The organism is Catenisphaera adipataccumulans, from assembly GCF_014202755.1.
Classification (GTDB): Bacteria; Bacillota_I; Bacilli_A; order Erysipelotrichales; family Erysipelotrichaceae; genus Catenisphaera; species Catenisphaera adipataccumulans.
In genome coordinates, this window is the sequence record NZ_JACHHK010000004.1 from 15,021 (window position 1) to 39,339 (window position 24,319).

Genomic DNA, 24,319 nt, shown 5'->3' on the forward strand with positions numbered 1-24,319 from the left:
AATAAAAGAAAAAGCAGAAATAAAAGAAAATACAATAAAAATAAAAGAAAAGATCCGTATAAAATTTGGAAATCAAAAAAATAATTTCAATATTTCTTTCTGTGCTATGATAAGAATAACAGGAGGAACAAACATGAAACCAAATAAACCAGCAGCAGAAATGACAACCAAGGAACTGGCTTCCTACATTGATTATTCCGTTTTGAAACCGGAATTCACGGAGCAGGAGATCATTGATCTGACCAAAGACGGTGTCAAGCTGGGCTGTGCGACGATCTGCATCAACCCGGGCTATATGGAATTGTGCCGTCCGTATGTCCAGGGATCGGATACAAAGCTTTGTCCGGTCACGGATTTCCCATTTGGCGACAGTTCCACGGCCAGCCGTGTGAAACAAATTGAAGATGTCGCTAAATACGACGAGGTAAAAGAAGTCGATATCGTGGCTAATTTTGGTAAGATCCGTTCCGGCAAACTGGACGAAGTGACCGAAGACTTGAAGGCTTGTGCAGAGGCTGCCCATAAATATGGACGCGAGCTGAAAGTCATTTTGGAGACCGATGCTTTGACAAAAGAAGAAATCAAGGCCGGCTGTCATTGTGTCATGGACTCCGGTGCCGACTTTATCAAGACCAGCACCGGTTTCTTGACCGGACATGACAATGTCGGTGCAACACCGGAAGTCATTCAGCTGATCATGGATGAGAATCAGGGCAAATGCAAGATCAAAGGATCCGGATGCATCCGTACCCGTGAACGTTTCTTGAAGCTGATCGATATGGGAATTGACCGGATGGGTATTGGATTCCGTTCGATCCCGGTCGTACTCGATCTCAAGCGTTAATTTGAAATGCACTCCTTCGGAGTGCTTTTTTATTGACAGGTGGTATATAATAAAGATAAAAAAGCGGAGGAGGACCGGAAATGAATTTTCACTTTACAAAAATGGAAGGTGCCGGAAATGACTATATTTATGTCGATGAATTCAAGGAACCGATTCCGGAAAATATAAAGTCAGCACTGACGCAAAAATTATCCAATCGTCATTACGGGATCGGCAGTGACGGTGTGATCTTTATCAAACCATCCAAAGCCGCCGATGTGGAGATGGAAATGTATAATGCGGACGGAACGCCGGGCGGCATGTGCGGCAACGGTCTGCGCTGTGTCGGGAAATATGTTTATGATCGTTCACTGGTCAAAGAGAAGACATTTACCTTGGAAAGCTCCGGCGAGATGAAGAAAGTAGAAGTGATCCAGACGAATCCGGATGGCTCCGCAAAGATGCTGAAGGTGGATATGGGGGCACCGATCTTGGATGCTGACCGGATCCCGGTCACTCATGCAAAAACACGGCCGTTCGAAGGTGAACAAGCCGTGATCGATGAGCCGATCGAAGTACAGGGAAAAACCTATCGGATGACATGTGTCTCGATGGGCAATCCGCACGCAGTTGTTTTTGTCGAGGAAACGGATTCTTTGCCTTTAGCTGCCATCGGACTGCATTTCGAGCATCATGCATGGTTCCCGAAGCGCACGAACACAGAGTTTGTCCAAGTGCTCAACGAAGAGCATGTGAAAATGCGTGTCTGGGAGCGCGGGATCGGCGAAACGATGGCCTGCGGAACGGGATGCTGCGCAACGGCCGTCGCTTGTATCCTGAATCATAAAACCGGCAATAAAGTGCAGGTCGATGTATTGGGCGGACGGATCCTGGTGGAATGGGACCGCGAAAAAAATACGGTTTACATGACCGGACCGGCGGAAGAAGTTTTTTCTGGCATCATTAATATAAAATTGTAGAACATTCAACCAAAAAAAATAGCGCATTGGCTTGATCATAAGCCAATGCTTTTTATTAAGATGAGCAGAAAAAAAGCCTTTTGAAAAAGGCTTTGAAGACAATGGTGCGGGTGACAGGACTCGAACCTGCATGCCAATGGCGCTAGATCCTAAGTCTAGTGCGTCTGCCAGTTTCGCCACACCCGCGTACCTAAAAGATTAGACTATTTTATGAAAAAAAGCAAGCACTGCTGAAAACATGCTTACTTAAAGGAAAAATTGAGGCATCAATGAAGAACGGTCGGACGATGTTCTGCCTCGATCTGCTCTTGCACATAGGCTTCTAATTTGTCCAGTAATGCATCATCGATTTCGATCCCGTCGATCTTAATATGGTCAGGAATCTGGCTGCGGATGAAATGAATAGAAGGAATCTCAACCATTTCCTGATCGCCCATTTCATCTTCCAATTCTTTCAGCTTTTTTAGGATCGGAGCAGCTAAGATTTTAATTGCTTCATTTTCTGTCATATCTATATTATAGTGGAAAAACGGGTATGCTTCAATTACGAAAATTTGACAAAACACAGAAAGTAAGGTAAAATCTCGCGAAGAAACTGAATGGTCACCATTCAGTTTTTTTGTGAAGAGAAAAGGAGTGATGAATATCTTCGCCAACAAGCAAAAATTATTCGGGGCAGCTGCCGCATTTGTGATGATGTTTTCGATCGTTGCACAACCGGCAAATGCGAAGACAGCCAACGCCAAATTGGCCGATGGTACGTACCAGATCACGACAGCTGAAGAAAATTTAGCTTTAAACAAAGATGCAGATTTTGAGGATAAGAAAGATTCGGACGCACAGAAATGGAGCGTCAGCAGTGATGAAAAGGGATATTTGAAAATTACGAATGTCGAATCCAATCAGGTGCTGACTTATAAGGACAAGCAGCTGACTTTAGCCGATGATGCCGATTCCAAAGCGCAGAAATGGCAGCTGAAGAAAACAAGCGACGGCTATCAGATTCGATCCGTTTACAATTCGAAATACAGCCTGGCCGAAAATGAGAAAGCCGAATTGGAAAATGCCAAGGGCAAGGCAGAGTCCTTTACGTTCAGCGAAACGGAAAAAACGCAGACCTGGACCGGCCCGGTATTAAGTGCTTCTGCGGGATCCGTTGAAGGACCGTCCGGCCGGGAGACTTACTACAACTTGGACATGTCCGGAGTCGTTTCGGCCATGCAGGCAGCTGGTATCGAAGGAGAATACTGGGTCCGCGAAGACGGTGTAAAAATGTACGGGGATTATGTGATGGTGGCAGCCAATTACAGCATCCGCCCGAAAGGGACATTAATTGAAACATCGTTGGGAACCGGCATTGTCTGTGATACTGGTGGATTTGCTTCTGTCAATCCGACACAGTTAGATATTGCCACCAATTGGTAAGCAGAACCGCTGAGGCGGTTCTTTTTTTCTTGAAAAAGATTGTCAAATCATTTAACATTGAAATGAGTTTGTAAAATCAGAAGAGAGGTGTTCTATGGAGAGCAGATATAAAAGAAACTTATTGATTGCTGCTTCTGCTGCCTTTATCGCAGTCGGAGCTAAGACGGCTGCGCTGTCCATCCAGGCAGATACAGTCGATCCGGCGGAAACGATCGTAACCGCATCGGATACCGACACAACCGATACATCTGTGTACATCACAGAAGAAAATGAAGATACTTCAACGACTGAATCTGCACAAGATGAAACTGCAGAAACCAGTGAGGAAACTTCAAAAACGGAATCAACGCAAAATGAAATCAAGGAAAATACAAACAGTACGACTGATCAGACTACACTGAGCCGGGTTCAAAAGAACCAAAGTCTCTATCAGTCTATCAATGAAACGATTTTAAATGGCTGGTCCTCGGATTATCAGAAATATTATGTCGACGGAACAGCCGTGACGGGATTTAAAGACATCAACGGCAGTACCTATTATTTCAATGAAGATGGTACAAAAGCATTGGGCCAGCGTCGAATTGGGGATTACTGGTACTGCTTTTTACGAAATCAATCCAATGAACTCAGCAACGGCCGGATGGTCAAGTCACAGTTTTTTGATTTGAACGGAATTTATCATGCTTCCTGGGACCATGATAAGACGGCTTATTACGATGAAAACGGACATATGCGCTATAAGCAGCAGCACATCGGCAAGTATTGGTACTGCTTCGATCAGTATTCCGGTGCGATGAAGACCGGTTTTGTCAATCTGACGGGAACGTATCACGCATCGTGGGATCAGGATAAGACGGCCTACTATGATCAAAGCGGCCGCATGCAGTATAAACAAAAATACATTGACGGTTACTGGTACTGCTTCGATCAGTATTCCGGCGCGATGAAGACGGGTTTTGTCAATCTGACCGGGGATTATCACGCATCCTGGGATCAGGACAAGACCGCATATTATGATAAGAATGGGCACATGCTTTATAAGCAGCAGCACATCGGCAAGTACTGGTACTGCTTCGATCAGTATTCCGGTGCGATGAAGACTGGTTTCGTGGATCTGAACGGAACGTATCATGCATCGTGGGATCAGGATAAGAAAGCTTATTATGATCAAAACGGCCGGATGCAGTATAAACAAAAATACATTAACGGTTACTGGTATTGTTTTGATCGGATCTCCGGTGCGATGAAGACAGGGTTTGTCAAATTGACCGGCGATTATCATGCCGCATCGGAAGCAGATAAAACGGTTTACTACGATGAAAACGGACATATGTTATATGGCTATCAGACCATCAACGGCAAAAAATATTATTTTGATACAGCCTCCGGTGCAATGATGACAACCACAGAGTGGGACGGCCCGGTATTAAATGCCTATCTTGGAACCGTGCAGGGACCTTCCGGAACCGAAACCTACTACAATCTGGATATGTCCGGCGTGGTTTCGATCATGCGTTCCATGGGATATAGTGAAAAAGACTATCCTTATTGGGTTCGTTCGGATGGTGTGAAGATGCTCGGTGACTATATCATGGCTGCTGCCAATCTCAGCGTGCATCCGCGCGGATCTTTGGTCGACACGAGCTTAGGCAAAGCCATCGTCTGTGATACAGGGACTTTTGCTTACTTCAATCCGACACAGTTAGACATCGCCACAACATGGTAAAAAATCAGACAAGATCTTTATTGGATCTTGTCTTTTTCTATATCCACTATGTCCCTGACGTATTTGGAGCAGAGTGTGTTAAAATAATTTCATGAAGAAATTCAATCGAAAAGGAATCATCTGGTATCGATTGGTGCTGGTCATTGTGGTTGCTGCTTTGGCTGTTTTTGGCATCGCCCGCGGCATTCAGACTTTGATTTTCCGCCAGGAATCTGCCCATATTCAATCTGATGTCAATGCGTATTCCTACCAAAAAAAGAAATTCAAAAATAAGAATGGTTTTAAAATTTATACAGGCAGTGATTACACTTACTATAACGGCATCGATGTTTCTTCCCATCAGGGGGATATCGACTGGGATCAAGTCAAGGATTCTGGTGTGGATTTTGTGATGATCCGGTGTGGTTTCAGCAGCTTGGATACGGGAAAAGTTCATACGGACGAAAACTTCAAGAAGAATATCAAGGCAGCGAAAAAAGCCGGACTGCGTGTCGGTGTCTATTATTTTTCTTCCGCGAAAACCAAAAAAGAAGTTACCAAGGAAGCAAATTATGTTCTGAATTTGATCAAAGACTATGATCTGGAATTTCCGGTTGCTTATGATATGGAATACTATAATGGCGCCAGCCGTGCGGATTCATTATCCAAAAATAAGAAGACACAGTTGGCCTTGACGTTCTGTGAAAAGATTGAAGACGCTGGCTATACGCCTTTGATCTACGGCAACGATACCTGGTTTACGGATCATGTGAAGTTATCGAAAGTGAAAAAATATGCGCTGTGGTATGCGTCCTATTCACAGAAGCCGAATATGACCCATTATTTTGCGATGTGGCAGTATTCCAATACGGGCAGTCTGCCGGGGATCGACGGCGATGTGGATATGAACATTTATCTGGAACCGAAAGAGAGTTGAATTATAAACTATTTTTCGTTAAAATTTAGGCAGTGAGGTAATGTATGTCTGATTTTACGGAACAAGCAATTATGGAGGCTTTCGTCGAGCTGCTCGAAGAAAAACCGTTCAATAAAATTACGGTCAAGGACATTGTCGGCCGCTGCGGCATCAACCGCAATACGTTTTATTACCATTATCAGGATATTTACGATTTGTTGGAGAAAGTCATCCGTTATTATCTGGAGGCTTCCAATATAAAAAATCTGTCCCGTGAAAACTGGAAAGAAACCACCGACACGATCGTCCAGTTTGTGGGCAGTCATAAGCATGCGATGGCGCATGTCTTTGATTTCATCGGCGCAAAAGAACTATGCCATTATTTTCGCGAAGTCAGCTGGCAGGCCATCGAACATTATATGGAGCCGGTGTTCACGACCTTGAATGCGCCGGAAGAAGATCGGGAGTTTTTCCTGCGGCTGATGTCGAATTCCGTTGTCGGTACGATCATGGAATGGGCGGAACACGACTTTAACAAAGCGTTTGCGGACCGGGTCATCGAACGGCTGGCCTACTGGCTGACGGGCAGTTTGAATATGATCGATTACTGGCGAAATTAAGGTTGTTTTTTTTGCTTGATATGATAAACTATTCACGTCCGGCAGTGAAGAAAATAAGTACGGTATCCTGCAGAGAGGCAGAGATAAAGCGGTTGGTGGAAGCTTTACGAACAGGATATGCGGAAGCTCTTTCGGAGTCGGGCCGTTGCCGGCGTTAACGGAAAGTAAGGGCATCGCTGCGGCGATGAACTAGGATGGTACCGCGTAGTTATACGTTCCTAGAAAATGGGAACGTTTTTTTATTGGAGGAAGATAAAATGAAAGATTTAACCGGAAGTCAGATCCGGCAGATGTTTTTGGATTACTTTGCCGGAAAAGGACACATGATCGAACCGGGAGCAAATTTGATCCCGCGAAACGACCCGACATTGTTGTGGATCAATGCCGGCGTTGCAGCATTAAAGAAGTATTTTGACGGTTCGGAAAAACCAAAGTGCAACCGGATCGCCAATGCGCAGAAGAGTATTCGAACCAATGATATCGAAAATGTTGGCAAGACGGCCCGGCATCACACCTTCTTTGAAATGCTGGGAAACTTCTCGATCGGCGATTACTTCAAAGAGGAGGCCATTCCATTTGCGTGGGAATTCTTGACCAGCGAGGAATGGATGGGCATTGATAAAGACCGTCTATATATTACGGTGTATACGGATGATGCGGATGCTTATCGGATCTGGACCGAAAAATGCGGTGTGGATCCTTCGCATATTTTGAAAACCTATGATAACTTCTGGGAAATCGGCAAAGGACCGGGCGGGCCGGACTCGGAGATCTTCTTTGACCGCGGGGAAAAATATGATCCGGATCATATCGGCGAAAAACTGTTCTTCGATGAGATGGAAAACGACCGTTACATCGAAGTATGGAATATCGTCTTCTCACAGTATGACTGCGATCCCTCGATCCCGCGGAAAGAATACAAAGAACTGCCGCAGAAGAACATTGATACCGGCATGGGCCTGGAGCGGCTGGTTGCGCTGGTGCAGGACGGCGAAACCAACTTTGATACCGACCTGTTCCTGCCGATCATCCATGCGACCGAGAAAATGGCGGATGTGCCGTATGAAGGCGAATACAAGATGGCTTACCGGGTCATTGCCGACCACATTCGTACGGTGACCTTCGCACTGAGCGACGGCGCTAATTTCTCAAACAGCGGCCGCGGCTATGTGCTGCGCCGGGTACTGCGCCGGGCAGCCCGTTATGGCTTGAAATTAGGCTTGGACGATGCGTTCCTGTATAAACTGGTGCCGGTGGTTGCCGATACGATGAATGATTTCTATCCGTATCTGGAGGATCATGTGGCATTCAACCAGAAATTGATCAAGATCGAAGAAGAGACCTTTAAGAAGACTTTGCGCAACGGCCAGATGCTGCTGGATGAAGAAATTGCCAAAGCCAACGGTGAACTGAGCGGTGAAGTGGTTTTCAAACTATATGATACCTACGGATTCCCATTTGAACTGACACAGGAGATCGCCGAGGAGAGCGGTGTCAAAGTCAGCCGGGAAGCTTTTGATGAACAAATGAACAAACAAAAAGAACGGGCCCGCAAAGCGCGCGCGAACAAGGATTCGTTTGCCAGCCAGAACGAAGCTTTGATGAATTTCACCGAGCCAAGTGAATTCATCGGCTACGATCGGATCGACTGCCCGGCAAAAGTCATCGCTTTGCTGAAGGACGGCAAAATGGTCGACAGCCTGGAGGACGAAGGACAGGTCATTCTGGATCAGACGGTGTTCTATGCGGAAAGCGGCGGCCAGGTGGCCGATACGGGTACGATCACAGCCGATGGGCTGGAATGTGAAGTCTTGGATGTGCAGAAGGCCCGCAACAAGCAGCATGTCCATACGGTGAAAGTGAAATCCGGTATTTTGGAAAAAGGCATGGCCGTGCATGCATATGTAGATGGAATGAAGCGCCGGAAGACCACGGCCAACCATTCGTGCACGCACCTTCTGCAGAGTGCGCTGCGTCAGGTCGTCGGTGAGCACATTCACCAGGCCGGCAGTTTCAACAACCCGGATTATCTGCGGTTTGACTTCAACCATTACGAAAAAGTCACCGATGAGCAGATCCGCAAAGTCGAACAGTTGGTCAATGAATACATTGAAGAAGCATTGCCTGTCACCAAGGAAGTCATGCCGATCGAAGAGGCACGGAAATCCGGTGCCACAGCCTTATTCAATGAAAAATACGGCGATATGGTCCGCGTTGTCACGATGGGCGATGTATCCAAAGAATTCTGTGCCGGCTGCCATGTCAACAACACGTCAGAAATTGGCGTATGCAAGATCGTCAGTGAAGAAAGTGTCGGATCGGATATCCGCCGGATCACGGCTAAAACGGGACTGGCGGCTTATGAAGAGTTTGCCCATGAACACGCGATGCTGGAAAACATTGCGGCCAGTGCGAAACAGAAAACGATCAAAAAGATCGACCGGAAGGTCGCATCGGCCTACGATGATCTGAAGGCGGAACAGAAAGAGAATGCCGAATTAAAGAATCAGATCTTTGCGCTGAAGTCGAAAGACTGGGAAAAGGATATCGAAGATTTAGGCACGGTGCATCTGCTGATGAAAGAAGTGCAGGGCATGGAGGCCAATGCGTTGAAGGATATCGTTTCCAATGTCAAGAGCAGCGATCCGAACGTTGTCTGCTTCTTTGCGAATAAGAACGGAGGCAAGGTCGTCTTTGTGGCAGGAGCCGGAAAAGAAGCGGTCAAAGCCGGTGTGCACAGCGGCCGTTTGGTCAAGCAGGCTGCACAGATTTGTGCCGGCAACGGCGGCGGAAAACCAGATATGGCACAGGCCGGCGGCAAGGATGCGGCCAAGCTGCCGGAAGCGCTGCAGACGGTTCGTGATTTCTTGAACAATCTGTAAAATTTGCCCTCTTTTTGAGGGCTTTTTGGGTGCAAATCATTTATCTTTGAATCGTTTTCATGTATAATGGGGTAAGTCAAGGAGTGTGATAGCATGAAAGACGTTACTGAAACAATGACCTTCACAACCGAAGAGATCCGCAGAGAAAATATCAAAGCCATTCTTCAGGAAGTCAGTGACGCATTGGAGGAACGCGGCTATAATTCCGTCAATCAAATTGCCGGATATCTGATCAGTAATGATCCTGCATATATTTCATCCCATAAAAATGCACGAAATCTGATTCAGCGCATTGAGCGCTATGAGATCATCGAAGAATTGGTTCGCGCGTATCTGGAGAAATAATGTCCAGAATTATCGGTCTGGACTTAGGAAGCAAGACCTGCGGCGTTGCGATCAGTGATCGCTCGCAGCTGATTGCCAGAGCGCTGAAAACGATCCGCTTTGAATCCGATGACTACGATGACTGTTTTGATCAGGTGCTGGCATTGCTTGATGAACAGGATGTTCATGAAGTGGTGCTCGGACTGCCGAAGCATATGAACGGGGACATCGGGATCCGCGGAGAAATATCCGTACAGTTTGCCGAGGAACTGAAGAAAGAGGGCGTAAAAGCGATGCTCTGGGATGAACGGCTGACGACGGTAGCTGCCGAAAAGATCCTGCTTGAAGGAGATGTTTCCCGCCGGAAGCGGAAGAAAATCATTGACCAGATGGCGGCAGTACAAATTCTGCAGAACTACCTGGATAGAAAAAGAAACGGGAGTTTACCGGAATAAACTCCCGGTTTTTTGTGAAAGGAGAAATTATGTTGGATTCGAATTATTTATATATCACCGACGATGAAGGCAACGAACATAAAATGATCATCTTGTTTACGTTTGTCAATGAAGAAAATGGCAATCAATATGTGATCTTCCAGGATCCGGAAGATGAAGACGATGAAGTCTTTGCGGCTCGTTATGTCGAAGCCGATCCGGAAAACGACCAGGGACAGGGCGACTTATTTGAGATCGAAACCGAGGAAGAATGGGATATGATCCAGGAAGTCGTCAATACATTTGCTGAGGATTATGAGGATGCATAAGACAAAGAAGGTCAATAAAAAGAGAAAGCTGATCAAACGTCTGGTTGTATTGCTGCTGGTGGTCCTGGTTGCCTGCGGCGGTTCCTTGTATTATCGGCAGACTCTGCAGCCGGCTGGTTCAGGGAAAAAAGAAGTTCTGTTTCAGATCAAAAGCGGTGACAGCTATGATACGGTCCTGTCCAATTTGGAAGAAAAAGATCTGATCAAATCAAAAACCACCGCGAAGATCTATGCCCGTTTGTCGGGGCACAATACCTATTATGCGGGTTATTATCGGCTGAATAATGGTATGTCGACCAGTGAGATCCTGGATTATATTGCAGATATCGATAACGCAAACAAAGAACAGATATCCATCACAGTTACAGAAGGGGAATGGGCCAAGGATGTGGCGAAGTCCATTGCGAAAAAATACCCGAAATACAGTGAGGATGAAATCATCGAAAAATGGAATGACAGCGATTATATCAAGCAGCTGGCAGAAGATTACGAATTTCTCGATGCTGATGAACTGAACAGTGCTGATGTCAAGATCAAGCTTGAAGGCTATCTGTATCCGCAGACGTATTTATGCGATCCGGATGCTACGATCGATGACATTACGCGGAGCATGCTGGATCAATTTGATGCGATTTATCAGAAATACAAATCAAAGATCAAAAAGAGCGGCTATTCCACGCAGGAAATCGTGACGCTTGCCAGCATCGTTCAGTTTGAATCGGGCAAGAAATCCGATATGAAAAAGATTGCCGGCGTGTTCTATAATCGTTTGAAGAAAGATATGAAATTGGAATCCAGCGTAACGGTCTGCTACGCCTTGTATGATGATTTCGTTTCTCCTTCAGCTTGTGAAGTCAATACCGATGTGGATTCTCCATACAATACGTATCAAAATGAAGGCTTACCGGTCGGACCGATCGATAATCCAGGGGAAGATGCGATCAACGCGGTCCTGAACCCGGAAGAAAGCGATTATCTGTACTTCCTGGCGGATGTCAATGGCGATGGCACGGTCTACTATTTTAAGACCTATGAAGAGCACAAAGCCAAAATGGAAGAGTTGAATTTAAATATCGAATAGTGCTATAATCTCAATGCACAAAAAAGGAGTGGAAGATACATGGCGGATGAAAAAAATTATGTGACCCAGGCTGGTTATGATGCCTTGGTTGCCGAACAGAATGATTTGGTTCATAATGTCCGGGCGCAGGTCATTGTCGAACTGCAGGAAGCCCGTGCACAAGGCGACTTGTCCGAGAACGCCGACTATGATGCGGCCCGTGAACATCAGGCACAAGTAGAAGCTCGTATCCGTGAGCTCGAAGTTCTGATCAAGAATGCGGTCATCATCGAAGAAGAAGGAGCGAATAAACAAGGTCCGAAAGTCGTCAAACTGGGCGCAAAAGTGAAGCTGTTGGATTTATCGGATAACACGGAACATACCTTTAACATTGTCGGTTCGATCGAGGCTGATCCGCTGAACGGCAAGCTTTCGAACAACACGCCGTTGGCGGAAGCCATCATGGACAAACAGGCCGGCGACGTTGTACGCGTCAACCGTGTTGATGAACCATACGACGTGAAAATTTTGGAAGTCCGTTAGTTTAAATATACTAAGCATTCGTATATAGAGAAGGGTGAGTTTATTGAAGCGCATTCTTCTCTGTTTTTTTATCTTGGTTTTCTTTTTGGCAACGTATTACGGTCGTTATCAGCCGGTGTCATTGGATCTGGTGCAGCCTACGGTCAAGCAAGTCGAAATCAAAGGCGCCGTTAAAAAACCAGGGGTTTACACAGTAAAGTGGGAAGCAACGGTCCGCGATGTCATCAAGGCGGCCGGCGGGACTTCGGCTGATGCGGATACTGGTACAGTTTCCATGGTCAAGGAGGTCAACGATCATGATGTGATCGTCATCCCGGAAAAAGAGGCGACGCCGCAGACCAAAGTCTCCATCAACAGTGCGACCTTGGAACAGCTGGATGCCCTGCCTGGGATCGGGCCGGCACTGGCGCAGCGGATCATTGATTATCGTGAGCAGACACCTTTCCAAAGTATCGAAGACATTCAAAACGTCAAGGGCATTGGAGAAGTGATGTATGCGAAGATCAAAGATCAGATCACATTATGACATGGCTTCTGCTTTGTGCGCTGGGTACCACAGCACTGCTGATCATCCGGATCCCGGTTTTTATGATTGGTTTTGCGGTCGGGTTCGGGATCATGTTAATGTGGCTGTTCAAGCGGCCGGCCATCCTGGCTGTTTGGATTTTTTTGAGTGCCGCATCTTTCATACCGGTGATCCATCAACCGCCTGCCGCAGCGCCGGGCAACTATGAGATCTGTGAAATCAAACCGCATTATTGTCTGGCGCAGAAGCAAGGATCGAAGATCCTGCTTTACGGCATCAATTCTCCCAACTATCATGATGTGTATCACGTTTCACATGTCGAAAAGTTTTCTTCGTTGAAAAATATCGGTCTGTTTAATTTTGAAGAGTACTTGAAAAAACAGGGGATCGAATATGCCGCACGCTGCACCGACCGTGATCTGGTGCACAGTTCCCGTTCCTTGAAAAGCCGGGTCTATTCGGTACTGTCGCGCAATCCGTATTATCGTGCGCATCTTTATGGCATTTACGATGAGAATACATCCGCGCTGACTCCTTCGCTGGGACTGGCGGTCATCGGTTTTCTGTCGTTATTTGAATATGGGTTGATGCGGATCGTCAGCCGGCGAACGGCCCAATGGTGCACGCTTGTGCTGGCGATCCTTTCCGGCTGCTTGTTTGTTTTCACAAACAGTTTGGTGCGCTGGATCACATTTAAAATGGGACGGATCTTTTTTAAAGAATGGGATCGTTCTGTTTCGTTCGGAGTCTTTTTATTTCTTTTCCTTTGCCCGCTGGCTGCTGGTGACTTTGCGTTCTTATTGCCGCTGTGTCTGCGACTACTTTACCGGCTGGTGACCGATCCGTCCAAACGCATTCTATACACACGTATGTGTCTGTTTCTTTTTCAATGCATGTATTTCCATTCCATCAACTGGGTCTTGTTTCTGTTTTTTCCGATTCTTCGTTCGGTGCAGGGAGGACTGCTTTGTATTGCCTGGTTATTTCCGGTGGAAACCCTTTGGCAGCATCTATTGTCCTGCCTGCCCATGATCCAGACCCATTATGTGCCTGGTCTGTTGTTTTATCTTGTTTTCGTGGCATGGCTGCTCACGCGGAAAAAATCATTGATCTTTTGTTTATTATTGATGCCGTTTTTCGAGACCACATTGGATCCGTTCTTTCATGTATATATGTTGGATATTGGGCAGGGGGACTGCACGTTGTTGGTTGAACCGCATAAAAAGTCTGCCGTCATGATCGACTGCGGGCAAAGTTTATACCGAGATAATGTAGAGACGATCATTGTCCCGTTTTTACGATCCCGGCAGATCGATCATTTGGATGCATTGATCTTGACGCATGATGATTATGATCATAGCGGCGGCGCCGAAGAACTGTGCCAAAACATCCCGGTCGATCATGTCATCACCGATTCGTATCAGAAGATCCCGGTTCGATATCCATTTTATTCATTACTGCCGGATCGTTCGGTCCATGATGAAAACAGTAAAAGTATCGTGTCGTATTTCAGCTATGATGATATGCAGTATCTATGGACCGGGGATGCGGATACCGGCGTGGAGGAACAAATCATAAAAACCTATGATCTGGATGTAGATGTGCTGAAACTTGGTCATCATGGATCGGATACGGCTTCGTCGTATGATTTCCTTGATCGCACCCGGCCTATATTGGGACTGGTTTCGGTCGGGGCACACAATCGCTATGACCATCCCTCTTCATCAGTCATTGGCCGTTGTCATGATTTAGGGATTCATGTCTTGGAAACCAAGGATGTTGGTATGATCCATATTCAGTCATTCTATCATTTTACATTCTTTACAACAGCGACCCGGATATTTGGTATAATAAGCCCGAGGTAGGTATGTACTATATTATTTACGGAAATGATAAAAATCGCATTCATCAGCGGATCACGACGCTGCAGAAGAAATATCACATCGAATCGGTCACCACGATCGATGCGACCCAGGAACCGCAGTCAGCCGTCCTAAATGAGATGGACAGTGTTTCACTGTTCGATGACCAGAAGATGATCGTGGTGGATCATGCAGATTTTCTTTCATCCAAAGATACGACCCACTACGAAGTACAACCGTTTTTAGAGCGTCAGGATTCCTCTGATGCGGTCATTGTGGTATTCTGTTGTGCATCGGAGAAACTGGATAAACGAAAGAAAGCCGTCAAATCGCTGCTGCCGCTTTCCACGGTTTATGAATGCAAAGCCTTAGATGGCCGAAGCCAGCCGATCTATGTGCGGGATGTGATCAAAGAATACGGTCTGCATGTCGACCAGGATGCGATGAACTGGATCGTGCACCGCATTGGGATGGATCCGATGCGCATCCGCAGTGAAATCGAGAAGCTGAGCATTTACAGCTCGACGATCCATTTGGAAGATGCCCAGGCATTGATCACACCGGAACCGTTGGATGATATCTTCAAAATGGTCGATGCGCTCTTTCAGCGCAACGCTTTATTGGTGCTGGCCTTCTATCGGAATTTCCGCCGGCTGAACATGGAACCGGTGACGATCGTATCAAGACTGGCCGGGCAGATCCGCTTTTTGTTTCAAGTGCGTGTATGCATGGATGAAGGCATGGATCACGATGCAATCACGGAAGAACTGCATGCCCATCCATATCGGGTGCAGATCAATATGGAGAATGCCCAGCGCTTTTCGGCCGACGAATTATTAGACGAACTGGCCAGCCTGGCAGATCTGGACCGGAAGATGAAACAAGGATTGGTCGATAAGGATGCCGGCTTTGAACAGTTTGTCATGGAGATGCTCGTATAAAAAAAGTTTTCCGATCTCGCGGAAAACTTTTTTACTCCATCGCGTTGATTGCTTTTGCCAAACGTGATTTCTGGCGGCTGGCGTAGTTCTTATGATGAACGCCGTGCGCAACTGCGCTGTCCAATTTGGAGCAGCATTCGTTGTACGCTGCGACTGCCGCTTCTTTATCGTTAGCATCTACACAAGCCAGTACTTTTTTGATGCTTGTCTTCAATGCTGATTTTCTGGATACGACCAATTTATGCGCTTTGGCATTGGTTTTTACACGTTTCTTCTGAGATTGGATCTGTGGCATGTTCTGCACCTCCTGACATAAATCGCAAAAACATTCTATCAAAAATCACTAACTAATGCAACACAAGTTATAAAAAATACGGTATAATACCGTGGTATTAGAGGAGGGATCGCAATGGCAAAAATTCGATGCATTTTTATGGGGACACCGCAGATCGCTGCCGATGTTCTGAACGCGATGTTGGATGCCGACATCGACGTTGAATTGGTTGTGACCCAGCCAGATAAAAAAGTCGGCCGGAAACAGAAAATTGTTTATTCGCCGGTCAAGCAAGTGGCGCAGGCCTATGCTATTCCGTGTTTTCAGCCGATCCGGATCAAAACAGATTATCAAACCATTATAGATACAAAGCCCGATGTGATCGTCACATGCGCTTATGGGCAGATCGTACCGCAGGAAGTGCTGGATGCGCCGGTTTACGGCTGTGTCAATCTGCACGGCTCGCTGCTGCCGAAATACCGCGGCGGTGCTCCGATCCAGCGTGCCATTTGGAACGGGGATCAAAAAAGCGGCATGTCGCTGATGAAGATGGTCCCGGCCATGGATGCCGGTCCGGTCATGGATACCGAAGAAATCGAAATCACACCGGATGATACTGCATCAACACTGTTTGAAAAAATGGGGCAGGCTGCCGGCCGTCTGATCGTCAAAGACTTTGACCGGGTCTGTTCACCGGATGCGGTTTATACCGAACAAGACGAATCGCAGGTCGTTTATGCGCCGATCATCAAAAAAGAAGAAGAACACCTGGATCTCAGTCAGCCGGATGAACGCATCCTTTGTCAGATCCGCGCCCTGGCTGATCATCCCGGCGCCTATGTGAAAGTCGGCCGCCGGAAGTTAAAAATCTTAAAAGCAGACTATAAGAAAGAAGAACACGCCGAACTTGGCACGATCTTCGGCAATAAAAAACAATTCGGCATTGCGCTGCATGAAGGCAATTTATATGTAGAGCGCTGCCAGATGGAAGGCAAACCGCTCATGGACAGTCAGTCGTTCTGCTGCGGACAAGGCCGAAACCTGGTCGATCAGAAAGCGGAATAGGAGGAGATTATGGATCAAAAACACATACGAAATTTTTCTATTATCGCCCACATCGACCACGGCAAGTCCACCTTGGCCGACCGGATCCTGGAACTGACCGATACCGTGGAAAAACGGGAAATGAAAGATCAGATCCTGGATTCCATGGACCTGGAACGGGAACGCGGCATCACCATTAAACTCAATGCCGTGCAGCTGGTCTACCATGCCAAGAACGGGGAAGATTACCTGTTTCATCTGATCGATACCCCGGGCCATGTCGACTTTTCTTATGAAGTCTCACGTTCGCTGGCGGCCTGTGACGGCGCTGTCTTAGTGGTCGATGCGGCCCAAGGCGTACAGGCCCAGACCTTGGCCAACGTATATCTGGCGTTGGAAAACGATCTGGAAATTCTGCCGGTCATCAATAAGATCGATCTGCCCAGTGCCCAGCCGGATGTCGTCAAACAGGAAATCGAGGATTTAATTGGTCTGGACTGCACCGATGCGATCGAAATCAGTGCGAAAAGCGGATTAAATGTCGATCAGGTCCTGGAAGCGATCGTTCATAAACTGCCGGCCCCGAAAGGAGATCCGGATGCCCCGCTGCAGGCACTGGTCTTTGACTCACTATACGATTCTTACCGCGGCGTCATCGCATTTGTGAGCGTGAAAAACGGCACCATCCGTCCGAAGGACAAGATCCGTTTTATGGCGACCGGTGCGGAATACGAAGTACTGGAAGTCGGTGTCCATACCCCGAAGGAAGTCGTGGAATCCAAACTAGGCACCGGCGATGTCGGCTGGATCAGCGCAGCCATTAAAAATATTGAAGACGTTCGTGTCGGTGATACGATCACATCGGCTGATCATCCGGCTGATGCCCCGCTGCAAGGCTACAAGGAAATGAATCCGATGGTCTACTGCGGTCTGTATCCGGTCGATAACGCCAAATACGAAGACTTAAAAGAAGCACTGGAAAAACTGAAACTGAACGATGCTTCTTTACAATATGAACCAGAAACCTCCCAGGCACTGGGCTTTGGTTTCCGCTGCGGTTTTCTCGGCCTGCTGCACATGGATGTCGTTGAAGAACGGCTGGAAAGGGAATACAATCTGGACCTGATCGCCACCAGCCCGTCCGTGATCTACCATGTCTATAAGACAGACGGCACGATGGAAGCCATCGACAACCCGAGCCTGCTGCCCCCGCAGCAGAAGATCAGCCGGATCGAAGAGCCCTATGTCAAAGCCGAGATCATGGTGCCCAAGGAATACGTCGGTCCGATGATGGAACTGTGTCAGAAAAAACGCGGCGAATACAAAGACTTACAAGTGCTGGACGATGTCCGGATGATGTTAGTGTATGAACTGCCGCTCAGTGAGATCATCTTCGACTTCTTCGACAAGATGAAATCCAGTACGAAGGGCTATGCTTCATTGGATTATGAAATCAGCGGCTATCGGGCCAGCGATCTGGTCAAGATGGATATTCTGCTCAACGGCCAGCCGGTCGATGCCTTGTCGGTCATCGTCCACCGGGAATTTGCCTATCACCGCGGCAATGCGATGACGCGCAAATTAAAAGAGCTGATTCCCAAGCAGCAGTTTGAAATTCCGGTCCAGGCAGCCATCGGCGGCAAAGTCATCGCCCGCACCAACATCAAAGCCCTGCGTAAAAACGTCCTGGCCAAATGCTACGGCGGCGATATTTCCCGAAAGAAAAAACTGCTGGAAAAGCAGAAAGAAGGCAAGAAACGCATGAAACAAGTCGGTTCCGTGGAAATCCCGCAGGAAGCGTTCATGGCCGTCTTGTCGATGGATGATGAATCATGAAACATATCTATGTACATATCCCGTTCTGTGACGGGATTTGTTTCTATTGCGGCTTTTATCGGCAGACCGCCGGCCGGCAGGTACGGGAAGCGTGGCTGGAAAGAATTTGTGAGACACCGGTTCAAAAGACGAATACATTGTATTTCGGCGGCGGTACGCCGAGCTGCCTGGATACCGATCAGCTGGATCGGCTCTGCGCTCACTTCGCCGATTGTCTGCTGCCCGGTTATGAATGGACCATAGAAGCCAATCCCGAAAACCTGACTGCGGAAAAAATCGCTGTGATGGGGCGATACGGCATCAACCGCGTCAGTCTGGGCGTGCAGACCTTTTCGGATCCTTTATTAAAGAAGATCGGCCGCCGTCATACCGCGGATGATGCCCGCCGGGCAATTCGTCTGCTTCGGCAGTCCGGCATTGAAAACATTTCGATCGACTTGATCTATGGCCTGCCAGGCCAGATGCAGACAGATGTTGAACAAGATCTAAATGAATTCCTCCAGCTGCAGCTGCCGCATCTTTCGATCTATGCTCTGCAAATTGAACCCAATTCCGTTTTTGGCAAACAAGGCATCCCGCCGCTGGCAGAAGAAACCGATGCCGATTGGTACGAAATGATCGTCCGTACGCTCAAAGCGGTCGGTTATGAACATTATGAAATCAGCAGTTTTTGTCGGCCGGGCATGTATTCCCGGCACAATCTCGGCTATTGGAACGACGATGATTTTATCGGCATCGGTCCAGGTGCTGCCGGCCGGGAAGGGCATCAGCGCTATTTGATCGAACGCGACCTCCAGCGATTCATTCAAGTTGGCGAGACCCGCTGTCCGGAGCCGACCGATGCACCGTTTGAAGCCATCATGATGGGCCTGCGCACGATGTTCGGCGTCGATATCGAAAAATGGAACCAAACGTATCAGAACGATCTGGAAAAAACCTACCAGGCTGTCCTGCAAAAATACATGCCGGATTTTCTGACGATTGAAAACGGACACTTGATCGCGACGGAAGCCGGCATGGAACAACTGAATTCAATTTTAGTTGATTTTTTGGGAACAGACTGATAAGATATAAGAGCTTTTGTACTGAGTCTGCGGAAGACTCCGACCGTTTACCCGGTATAAAAGGACCAAATAATAGGAGGAAAGAAACATGTTATTGAAATCAGAAAAAGATGCGATCATCAAAGAGTACGCCATCCATGAAGGCGACACCGGATCGCCGGAAGTGCAGATTGCCGTATTGACAGCGGAAATCAACCGCTTGACCGAGCACTTCAAAGAACACAAACACGATTATCATTCCCAGCGCGGATTGATGAAGAAGGTCGGCCGCCGTAAAAACCTGCTGGCTTACCTGAAGAGAAAAGATCTGGAACGTTATAAAACCCTGATCGCTAAATTAGGTTTAAGAAAGTAATCGCAAGATTACTTTTTTTCTGTTATTTTATCAAGCAGTATGCTATGATAAAATGGTTAGAAATTGTAGTATAAGGAGAAAAAAGAAATGGCGAAACAAGAGTTTCATTTGGATTTCTGTGGTCGGGGGATCACAGTCGAGACCGGTGAAATTGCGAAACAGGCCGATGGTGCCGTCATCATCCGATACGGAGATACCGTCACATTATCGACAGCCTGTGCAAGCAAGGAACCGAAGGAAGGAATCGATTTCTTCCCGTTAACTGTTAGTTTTGAAGAAAAATTATATTCGGTCGGAAAAATTCCGGGCGGATTCTTACGACGCGAAGGACGCCCGAGCGAACATGCCACCTTATCGGCACGAATGATCGACCGTCCGATCCGCCCATTGTTTGCGGATGGATTCCGCAACGATGTACAGGTCGTCAACACGATCTTAAGTGTTGACCAGGATGCGCTGGCCGAAATGGCGGCCATGCTCGGATCCAGTCTGGCGCTGTGTATTTCGGATATCCCGTTCAACGGCCCGATTGCCGGCGTGAAAGTCGGCCGCGTCAACGGTGAGTTTGTCGCCAACCCGTCCCTGGAACAGCAGGAAGTCAGCGATATTGATCTGACCGTTGCCGGCACGGCACAGGCATTGAACATGGTCGAAGCCGGTGCCAAGGAAGTCAACGAAGACGATATGCTCGAGGCATTGATGTTCGGACACGAACAGATCAAAAAATTGTGTGCCTTCGAAGAAGAAATCATCAAAGCGGTCGGCAAAGAAAAACGCGAGATCCCGCTGTATACCGTCGATGCGGAATTAGACAAGAAAGTCCGCAGCAGCTTTGAACAGCCGATCCGTGAAGCCGTATCCATCAAAGAAAAACTGGAACGCTACGGCAAGATCGATGAATTGACGCAGCAGGCAGTCGATCAGATCGCGGCCGAGGACTATCCAACCGAAAAAGCGCAGAACGAAGCCATCAAACAAACGAAGGAAATCTGCCGCTCGATCGAGGCCGATGAAGTCCGCCGCCTGATCATCGAAGACAAGATCCGTCCGGACGGCCGGAAGATCGATGAGATCCGGCCGCTGAACTCCCAGGTCGACTTACTGCCGCGGGTCCATGGCTCGGCCCTGTTTACACGCGGTGAGACCCAGGTTTTATCCACCACGACATTGGGTGCTTTGAATGAAAATCAGATCATCGACGACCTGACGGAAGTCGATTCAAAACGCTTCATGCATCAATATAATTTCCCGCCGTACTGCGTCGGTGAGACCGGCCGCATGGGCAGTCCGGGACGCCGCGAGATCGGACATGGCGCATTGGGCGAACGGGCACTGAAACAAGTCCTGCCAAGCGAAGAAGAATTCCCGTATGCGATCCGTACGGTAGCCGATGTCATGGAATCCAACGGTTCCAGTTCACAGGCAAGTATCTGTGCCGGAACGATGTCTTTGATGGCCGCCGGAGTGCCGATCAAAGCGCCGGTTGCCGGTATCGCGATGGGATTGATCATGAATGATGAAACCGGTCAATATACGGTACTGACCGATATCCAGGGCATGGAAGATCATTTCGGCGACATGGACTTTAAGGTAGCCGGAACGAAAAATGGCATCACGGCTTTGCAGATGGATATCAAGACAACGGGCATCACCCGGGATATCTTCAAGCAGGCGCTGGCCCAGGCGCACAAAGCCCGTCTGGAAATTCTGGACAACATGCTCGCATGCATTCCGGAACCGCGCAAGGAACTGAGCCCGTACGCACCGAAGATCGCGATCATGCACATCAACCCGGAGAAGATCAAAGATGTCATTGGTCCGGGCGGCAAGATGATCAACGAAATCATTGCCGAATGTGACAATGTCAAGATCGATATCGACGAAGACGGCCAGGTCGTGATCTACCATCAGGATCAGGCAGCCATCGAAAAAGCCAAACAACGTATTTCCGATATTGTCCGTGAGGCCAAGGTCGGCGATGTATACACGGCGAAAGTTGTCCGCATTGAAAAATTCGGTGCCTTTGTGAACTTGTTCGGCAACACCGACGGTCTGCTGCACATCTCAAAAATCAGCCACCACCGCGTGGACAAAGTCGAAGACGTGCTGAAGATCGGTGATACGATCGATGTCAAGGTGACGGAGATCGACAACCGAGGCCGCATCAATGTCAGTGCCAAGGCACTGCTGCCAAAGCCAAAGAACACCGAGAATAAAAAAGAGAAAAAACCGGCAAAGAAACCGGAAAAAGCAGAGGAAAACGCTGAATAAAGGCCTGCGGGCCTTTTTTCTTTTATCTTAAAAAAATTATGGTATGATAGAGTGCGAGGTGAAAGAAATGAATTTTCGTGAAGAGATCAATCGCTATCAAGAAGATATGCTGAATGATTTAAATACACTGGTGCAAGTAGAATCCACCCGTGATCTGAGCACCGCTGCCGAACATGCACCGTTTGGAAAGAACTGCCGCAAAGTGCTGGATCATGTACTGGCGATCGGCCAGCGCGATGGTTTTCAGACCGAAGACATCGATGGCTATGCCGGCCTGATCACCTATGGCCAAGGAACGGAAACCTTCGGCATTCTTGGACACATGGACATTGTCCCGATCGGGGATGACTGGACCAAGGAACCGCTGCAGGTGACGCTGAAAGACGGCTATTTGTTCGGCCGCGGCGTCCTGGATGACAAAGGACCGTTCATGGCCGCTTATTATGCGGTGAAGATGATCCGCGATCTGCACATTCCATTGAAGAAACGCATCATGATGATCGCCGGCTGCGATGAAGAATCAGGCATGAGCTGCATCGAATACTATAAGAAACATGCAGAAATTCCCCAGACCGGCTTCGTTCCGGATGCGGACTTCCCGGTGATCTACGGGGAAAAGGGCGGACTGCACGTTTCCCTGAAGTCACATGATCATACCGTGATCGAAAAACTTAACGCCGGATCCCGACCAAATATCGTGATCGGTAAGGCGGACTGCTATGTGAAAACCATCAGTCCGCAGCAGCGTAAATTATTTGATTTCTATTGTGCGGCCAACCACATTCAAGGTACAATAAAAGAAACCGAAGGATCGGTCCAGCTGCACATCGACGGTGTATTCTCGCATGCCGCGATGCCATGGTTAGGCATCAACGCCGCGATGCATCTGCTGAACTATGTCGGCATTGCCTACGGGGATCAACTCGCCAATGATTTATATTCGATCTTATATGATTGGCAGGGAAAACCGATGGATCTTTGCCAGAACGGCATGTATATGGGCTTCTTGACATTGAATGTCGGCATGATCCGGATGGAAAACGACGAAACCAGCGTCCTGCTGGATATCCGGTATCCGAATGACACCAACGCCCAGGAAATCATGGACCATATTAACCAGGCCTGCGAAGCCCTGCCGTCGAAGGTGGAAGCACACTTAGATTCGGATATGGTACCGCTGTTTGTCGATCCAGATTCCGATCTGGTCAACACATTGATGGATGCTTATCGGAAATATACCGGTGATACGTTCTCTTGTCCGATCACGATCGGCGGCGGAACGTATGCCCGGATGTTCGATCACTTCGTTTCTTATGGTCCGGTGATGCCGCGGGAACAGAAAACCACGGACGATTTTGTCGGCGGCTGCCACCAAAGAGATGAAGGCATCAAACTGGACGACCTGCTGACGGCTGCCGCCATCTATGCCGAAGCCATCGTCCGATTGTGTCAATAGTATGAGAATGCGCCGCATCAAGTGGGCCGTTGAGTACCTGCCCACCAGCAGCAGCTTGATCAAAGAACCGGAACAGCTGAAAGGGAAGTGGAAAGAATTCCTGCAGACCGATCGGCTGCATCTGGAAATAGGCTGCGGGAAAGGCGGTTATTCCGCCGCGATGGCAAGCCTCTATCCTGAAGAGGGATTTATCGCTTTGGAATACAACGATTCTGCAGCCGGGGTCGCCGCAAAGAAATTTGATGAAATCAAAGGTCACAAACCCGTCCTGCTTTGGAAAAACGCCGCTTATGTGACCGATTGGTTCGGCGAAAACGAAGTGGATGTGATCCATCTGAATTTCAGCGATCCATGGCCAAAACACCGCACCGCCAAGCGACGCTTATCAAGCCCGCGCTTTCTCGAACAATACAAGTCGATCTTAGCACCTAATGGCGAAGTGCAGATGAAAACCGACAATGAAGATTTGTTCGCCTATTCGCTGCTGGCTTTTCAGGATGCCGGCTTCCGAATGGACGATGTGACACTGAATTTCCGAAAAGAACCGCATGATGAAGATCCGATGACAGAATACGAAGCAAAATTCGTTGCCCAAGGCCATCCGATCTATCGCTGTGTGTGGAAAAGGAACAAATAAAAGGAGGAAACG

At 47.9% G+C, this 24,319-nt stretch carries 24 protein-coding genes and 1 tRNA gene; 22 read left to right on the plus strand and 3 right to left on the minus strand.

Translation table 11 applies throughout. The features are described from left to right. Positions 1–133 precede the first annotated feature (133 nt). A complete protein-coding gene (gene deoC / locus HNQ47_RS05835) occupies positions 134–844 on the plus strand; it encodes a deoxyribose-phosphate aldolase (protein ID WP_183328460.1) in 711 nt (236 codons plus the stop codon). 80 nt (positions 845–924) lie between these two features. Beyond that, positions 925–1,803 carry a diaminopimelate epimerase gene (gene dapF, locus HNQ47_RS05840; RefSeq protein WP_183328461.1) on the plus strand — a complete coding sequence of 293 codons (879 nt, stop codon included), beginning with the start codon at positions 925–927 and terminating at the stop codon, positions 1,801–1,803. Between the two features lie 102 nt (positions 1,804–1,905). Here dapF and HNQ47_RS05845 read toward each other — a convergent pair. Together HNQ47_RS05845 and HNQ47_RS05850 are read right to left on the minus strand one after the other, a co-directional pair. Next, positions 1,906–1,989: transfer RNA gene (locus tag HNQ47_RS05845), tRNA-Leu, on the minus strand. A gap of 80 nt (positions 1,990–2,069) precedes the next feature. Continuing rightward, on the minus strand, positions 2,070–2,312 hold the full coding sequence (locus HNQ47_RS05850) for a hypothetical protein (RefSeq protein WP_183328462.1): 243 nt from the start codon (positions 2,310–2,312) through the stop codon (positions 2,070–2,072). A gap of 112 nt (positions 2,313–2,424) precedes the next feature. Here HNQ47_RS05850 and HNQ47_RS05855 point away from each other — a divergent pair, with 112 nt between their 5' ends. The 13 genes from HNQ47_RS05855 (at position 2,425) to holA (ending at position 15,370) form a co-directional block, all read left to right on the plus strand. Next, a complete protein-coding gene (locus tag HNQ47_RS05855; protein WP_183328463.1) occupies positions 2,425–3,228 on the plus strand; it encodes an RICIN domain-containing protein in 804 nt (267 codons plus the stop codon). A gap of 94 nt (positions 3,229–3,322) precedes the next feature. After that, positions 3,323–4,954 carry a hypothetical protein gene (locus HNQ47_RS05860; RefSeq protein WP_183328464.1) on the plus strand — a complete coding sequence of 544 codons (1,632 nt, stop codon included), beginning with the start codon at positions 3,323–3,325 and terminating at the stop codon, positions 4,952–4,954. Between the two features lie 91 nt (positions 4,955–5,045). Continuing rightward, positions 5,046–5,870 (plus strand): glycoside hydrolase family 25 protein, encoded by an 825-nt coding sequence (locus HNQ47_RS05865; RefSeq protein WP_183328465.1) that lies wholly within the window; start codon positions 5,046–5,048, stop codon positions 5,868–5,870. Between the two features lie 44 nt (positions 5,871–5,914). Beyond that, a complete protein-coding gene (locus HNQ47_RS05870) occupies positions 5,915–6,469 on the plus strand; it encodes a TetR/AcrR family transcriptional regulator (protein ID WP_183328466.1) in 555 nt (184 codons plus the stop codon). Positions 6,470–6,726: 257 nt separating this feature from the next. Beyond that, positions 6,727–9,351, plus strand: coding sequence for an alanine--tRNA ligase (gene alaS, locus HNQ47_RS05875; protein WP_183328467.1), 2,625 nt, complete (start codon positions 6,727–6,729; stop codon positions 9,349–9,351). Between the two features lie 93 nt (positions 9,352–9,444). Beyond that, entirely contained in the window at positions 9,445–9,696 is a 252-nt protein-coding gene (locus HNQ47_RS05880) for an IreB family regulatory phosphoprotein (protein ID WP_183328468.1), read from the plus strand. Next, on the plus strand, positions 9,696–10,130 hold the full coding sequence (ruvX, locus tag HNQ47_RS05885) for a Holliday junction resolvase RuvX (RefSeq protein WP_183328469.1): 435 nt from the start codon (positions 9,696–9,698) through the stop codon (positions 10,128–10,130). The genes HNQ47_RS05880 and ruvX overlap by 1 nt, the downstream gene beginning before the upstream one ends. A gap of 29 nt (positions 10,131–10,159) precedes the next feature. After that, positions 10,160–10,438: a DUF1292 domain-containing protein gene (locus tag HNQ47_RS05890; protein WP_183328470.1), complete on the plus strand. Its 279-nt coding sequence runs from the start codon at positions 10,160–10,162 to the stop codon at positions 10,436–10,438. Then, complete coding sequence (gene mltG / locus HNQ47_RS05895; RefSeq protein ID WP_183328471.1) at positions 10,431–11,519, plus strand: endolytic transglycosylase MltG; 1,089 nt, start codon at positions 10,431–10,433, stop codon at positions 11,517–11,519. Before HNQ47_RS05890 ends, mltG begins: the two co-directional genes overlap by 8 nt. 39 nt (positions 11,520–11,558) lie before the next feature. Continuing rightward, a complete protein-coding gene (greA, locus tag HNQ47_RS05900; RefSeq protein WP_183328472.1) occupies positions 11,559–12,041 on the plus strand; it encodes a transcription elongation factor GreA in 483 nt (160 codons plus the stop codon). Between the two features lie 85 nt (positions 12,042–12,126). After that, the gene (locus tag HNQ47_RS05905; RefSeq protein WP_246346083.1) at positions 12,127–12,567 is read left to right on the plus strand and encodes a ComEA family DNA-binding protein; all 441 of its coding nucleotides are present in this window, start codon (positions 12,127–12,129) and stop codon (positions 12,565–12,567) included. Beyond that, entirely contained in the window at positions 12,564–14,432 is a 1,869-nt protein-coding gene (locus tag HNQ47_RS05910) for a ComEC/Rec2 family competence protein (RefSeq protein WP_183328474.1), read from the plus strand. The genes HNQ47_RS05905 and HNQ47_RS05910 overlap by 4 nt, the downstream gene beginning before the upstream one ends. Positions 14,433–14,434: 2 nt before the next feature. Beyond that, complete coding sequence (gene holA, locus HNQ47_RS05915; protein WP_183328475.1) at positions 14,435–15,370, plus strand: DNA polymerase III subunit delta; 936 nt, start codon at positions 14,435–14,437, stop codon at positions 15,368–15,370. Between the two features lie 31 nt (positions 15,371–15,401). Here the strand turns inward: holA and rpsT are convergent, their stop codons facing one another. Then, entirely contained in the window at positions 15,402–15,665 is a 264-nt protein-coding gene (rpsT, locus tag HNQ47_RS05920) for a 30S ribosomal protein S20 (RefSeq protein WP_183328476.1), read from the minus strand. Positions 15,666–15,779: 114 nt separating this feature from the next. Between rpsT and fmt the strand changes: the two genes are divergently transcribed. The 7 genes from fmt (at position 15,780) to trmB (ending at position 24,307) form a co-directional block, all read left to right on the plus strand. Continuing rightward, positions 15,780–16,709, plus strand: a complete 930-nt coding sequence (gene fmt, locus HNQ47_RS05925; RefSeq protein ID WP_183328477.1) for a methionyl-tRNA formyltransferase — start codon at positions 15,780–15,782, stop codon at positions 16,707–16,709. Positions 16,710–16,718: 9 nt separating this feature from the next. Then, the gene (lepA, locus tag HNQ47_RS05930) at positions 16,719–18,524 is read left to right on the plus strand and encodes a translation elongation factor 4 (RefSeq protein WP_183328478.1); all 1,806 of its coding nucleotides are present in this window, start codon (positions 16,719–16,721) and stop codon (positions 18,522–18,524) included. Continuing rightward, the gene (gene hemW, locus HNQ47_RS05935; protein ID WP_183328479.1) at positions 18,521–19,588 is read left to right on the plus strand and encodes a radical SAM family heme chaperone HemW; all 1,068 of its coding nucleotides are present in this window, start codon (positions 18,521–18,523) and stop codon (positions 19,586–19,588) included. The genes lepA and hemW overlap by 4 nt, the downstream gene beginning before the upstream one ends. An 88-nt stretch (positions 19,589–19,676) precedes the next feature. Further along, complete coding sequence (gene rpsO, locus HNQ47_RS05940; RefSeq protein WP_183328480.1) at positions 19,677–19,943, plus strand: 30S ribosomal protein S15; 267 nt, start codon at positions 19,677–19,679, stop codon at positions 19,941–19,943. Positions 19,944–20,030: 87 nt separating this feature from the next. Continuing rightward, positions 20,031–22,214 carry a polyribonucleotide nucleotidyltransferase gene (gene pnp / locus HNQ47_RS05945; RefSeq protein WP_183328481.1) on the plus strand — a complete coding sequence of 728 codons (2,184 nt, stop codon included), beginning with the start codon at positions 20,031–20,033 and terminating at the stop codon, positions 22,212–22,214. A gap of 43 nt (positions 22,215–22,257) precedes the next feature. Then, entirely contained in the window at positions 22,258–23,670 is a 1,413-nt protein-coding gene (gene pepV / locus HNQ47_RS05950) for a dipeptidase PepV (RefSeq protein ID WP_343052913.1), read from the plus strand. A gap of 1 nt (position 23,671) precedes the next feature. Next, positions 23,672–24,307 carry a tRNA (guanosine(46)-N7)-methyltransferase TrmB gene (trmB, locus tag HNQ47_RS05955; RefSeq protein WP_183328482.1) on the plus strand — a complete coding sequence of 212 codons (636 nt, stop codon included), beginning with the start codon at positions 23,672–23,674 and terminating at the stop codon, positions 24,305–24,307. The last annotated feature ends 12 nt before the right edge of the window (positions 24,308–24,319 follow it).

Bases quoted from the DNA above. Each gene is read 5' to 3' on its own strand.
- dapF (WP_183328461.1), top strand. From the start codon at position 925: ATGAATTTTCACTTTACAAAAATGGAAGGTGCCGGAAATGACTATATT.
- ruvX (WP_183328469.1), top strand. From the start codon at position 9,696: ATGTCCAGAATTATCGGTCTGGACTTAGGAAGCAAGACCTGCGGCGTT.
- HNQ47_RS05870 (WP_183328466.1), top strand. From the start codon at position 5,915: ATGTCTGATTTTACGGAACAAGCAATTATGGAGGCTTTCGTCGAGCTG.
- HNQ47_RS05850 (WP_183328462.1), bottom strand. From the start codon at position 2,312: ATGACAGAAAATGAAGCAATTAAAATCTTAGCTGCTCCGATCCTAAAA.
- pepV (WP_343052913.1), top strand. From the start codon at position 22,258: ATGATAGAGTGCGAGGTGAAAGAAATGAATTTTCGTGAAGAGATCAAT.
- rpsT (WP_183328476.1), bottom strand. From the start codon at position 15,665: ATGCCACAGATCCAATCTCAGAAGAAACGTGTAAAAACCAATGCCAAA.
- alaS (WP_183328467.1), top strand. From the start codon at position 6,727: ATGAAAGATTTAACCGGAAGTCAGATCCGGCAGATGTTTTTGGATTAC.
- trmB (WP_183328482.1), top strand. From the start codon at position 23,672: ATGAGAATGCGCCGCATCAAGTGGGCCGTTGAGTACCTGCCCACCAGC.
- greA (WP_183328472.1), top strand. From the start codon at position 11,559: ATGGCGGATGAAAAAAATTATGTGACCCAGGCTGGTTATGATGCCTTG.
- hemW (WP_183328479.1), top strand. From the start codon at position 18,521: ATGAAACATATCTATGTACATATCCCGTTCTGTGACGGGATTTGTTTC.
- rpsO (WP_183328480.1), top strand. From the start codon at position 19,677: ATGTTATTGAAATCAGAAAAAGATGCGATCATCAAAGAGTACGCCATC.
- pnp (WP_183328481.1), top strand. From the start codon at position 20,031: ATGGCGAAACAAGAGTTTCATTTGGATTTCTGTGGTCGGGGGATCACA.
- HNQ47_RS05910 (WP_183328474.1), top strand. From the start codon at position 12,564: ATGACATGGCTTCTGCTTTGTGCGCTGGGTACCACAGCACTGCTGATC.
- HNQ47_RS05860 (WP_183328464.1), top strand. From the start codon at position 3,323: ATGGAGAGCAGATATAAAAGAAACTTATTGATTGCTGCTTCTGCTGCC.
- deoC (WP_183328460.1), top strand. From the start codon at position 134: ATGAAACCAAATAAACCAGCAGCAGAAATGACAACCAAGGAACTGGCT.
- holA (WP_183328475.1), top strand. From the start codon at position 14,435: ATGTACTATATTATTTACGGAAATGATAAAAATCGCATTCATCAGCGG.
- fmt (WP_183328477.1), top strand. From the start codon at position 15,780: ATGGCAAAAATTCGATGCATTTTTATGGGGACACCGCAGATCGCTGCC.
- mltG (WP_183328471.1), top strand. From the start codon at position 10,431: ATGCATAAGACAAAGAAGGTCAATAAAAAGAGAAAGCTGATCAAACGT.
- HNQ47_RS05865 (WP_183328465.1), top strand. From the start codon at position 5,046: ATGAAGAAATTCAATCGAAAAGGAATCATCTGGTATCGATTGGTGCTG.
- lepA (WP_183328478.1), top strand. From the start codon at position 16,719: ATGGATCAAAAACACATACGAAATTTTTCTATTATCGCCCACATCGAC.
- HNQ47_RS05890 (WP_183328470.1), top strand. From the start codon at position 10,160: ATGTTGGATTCGAATTATTTATATATCACCGACGATGAAGGCAACGAA.
- HNQ47_RS05880 (WP_183328468.1), top strand. From the start codon at position 9,445: ATGAAAGACGTTACTGAAACAATGACCTTCACAACCGAAGAGATCCGC.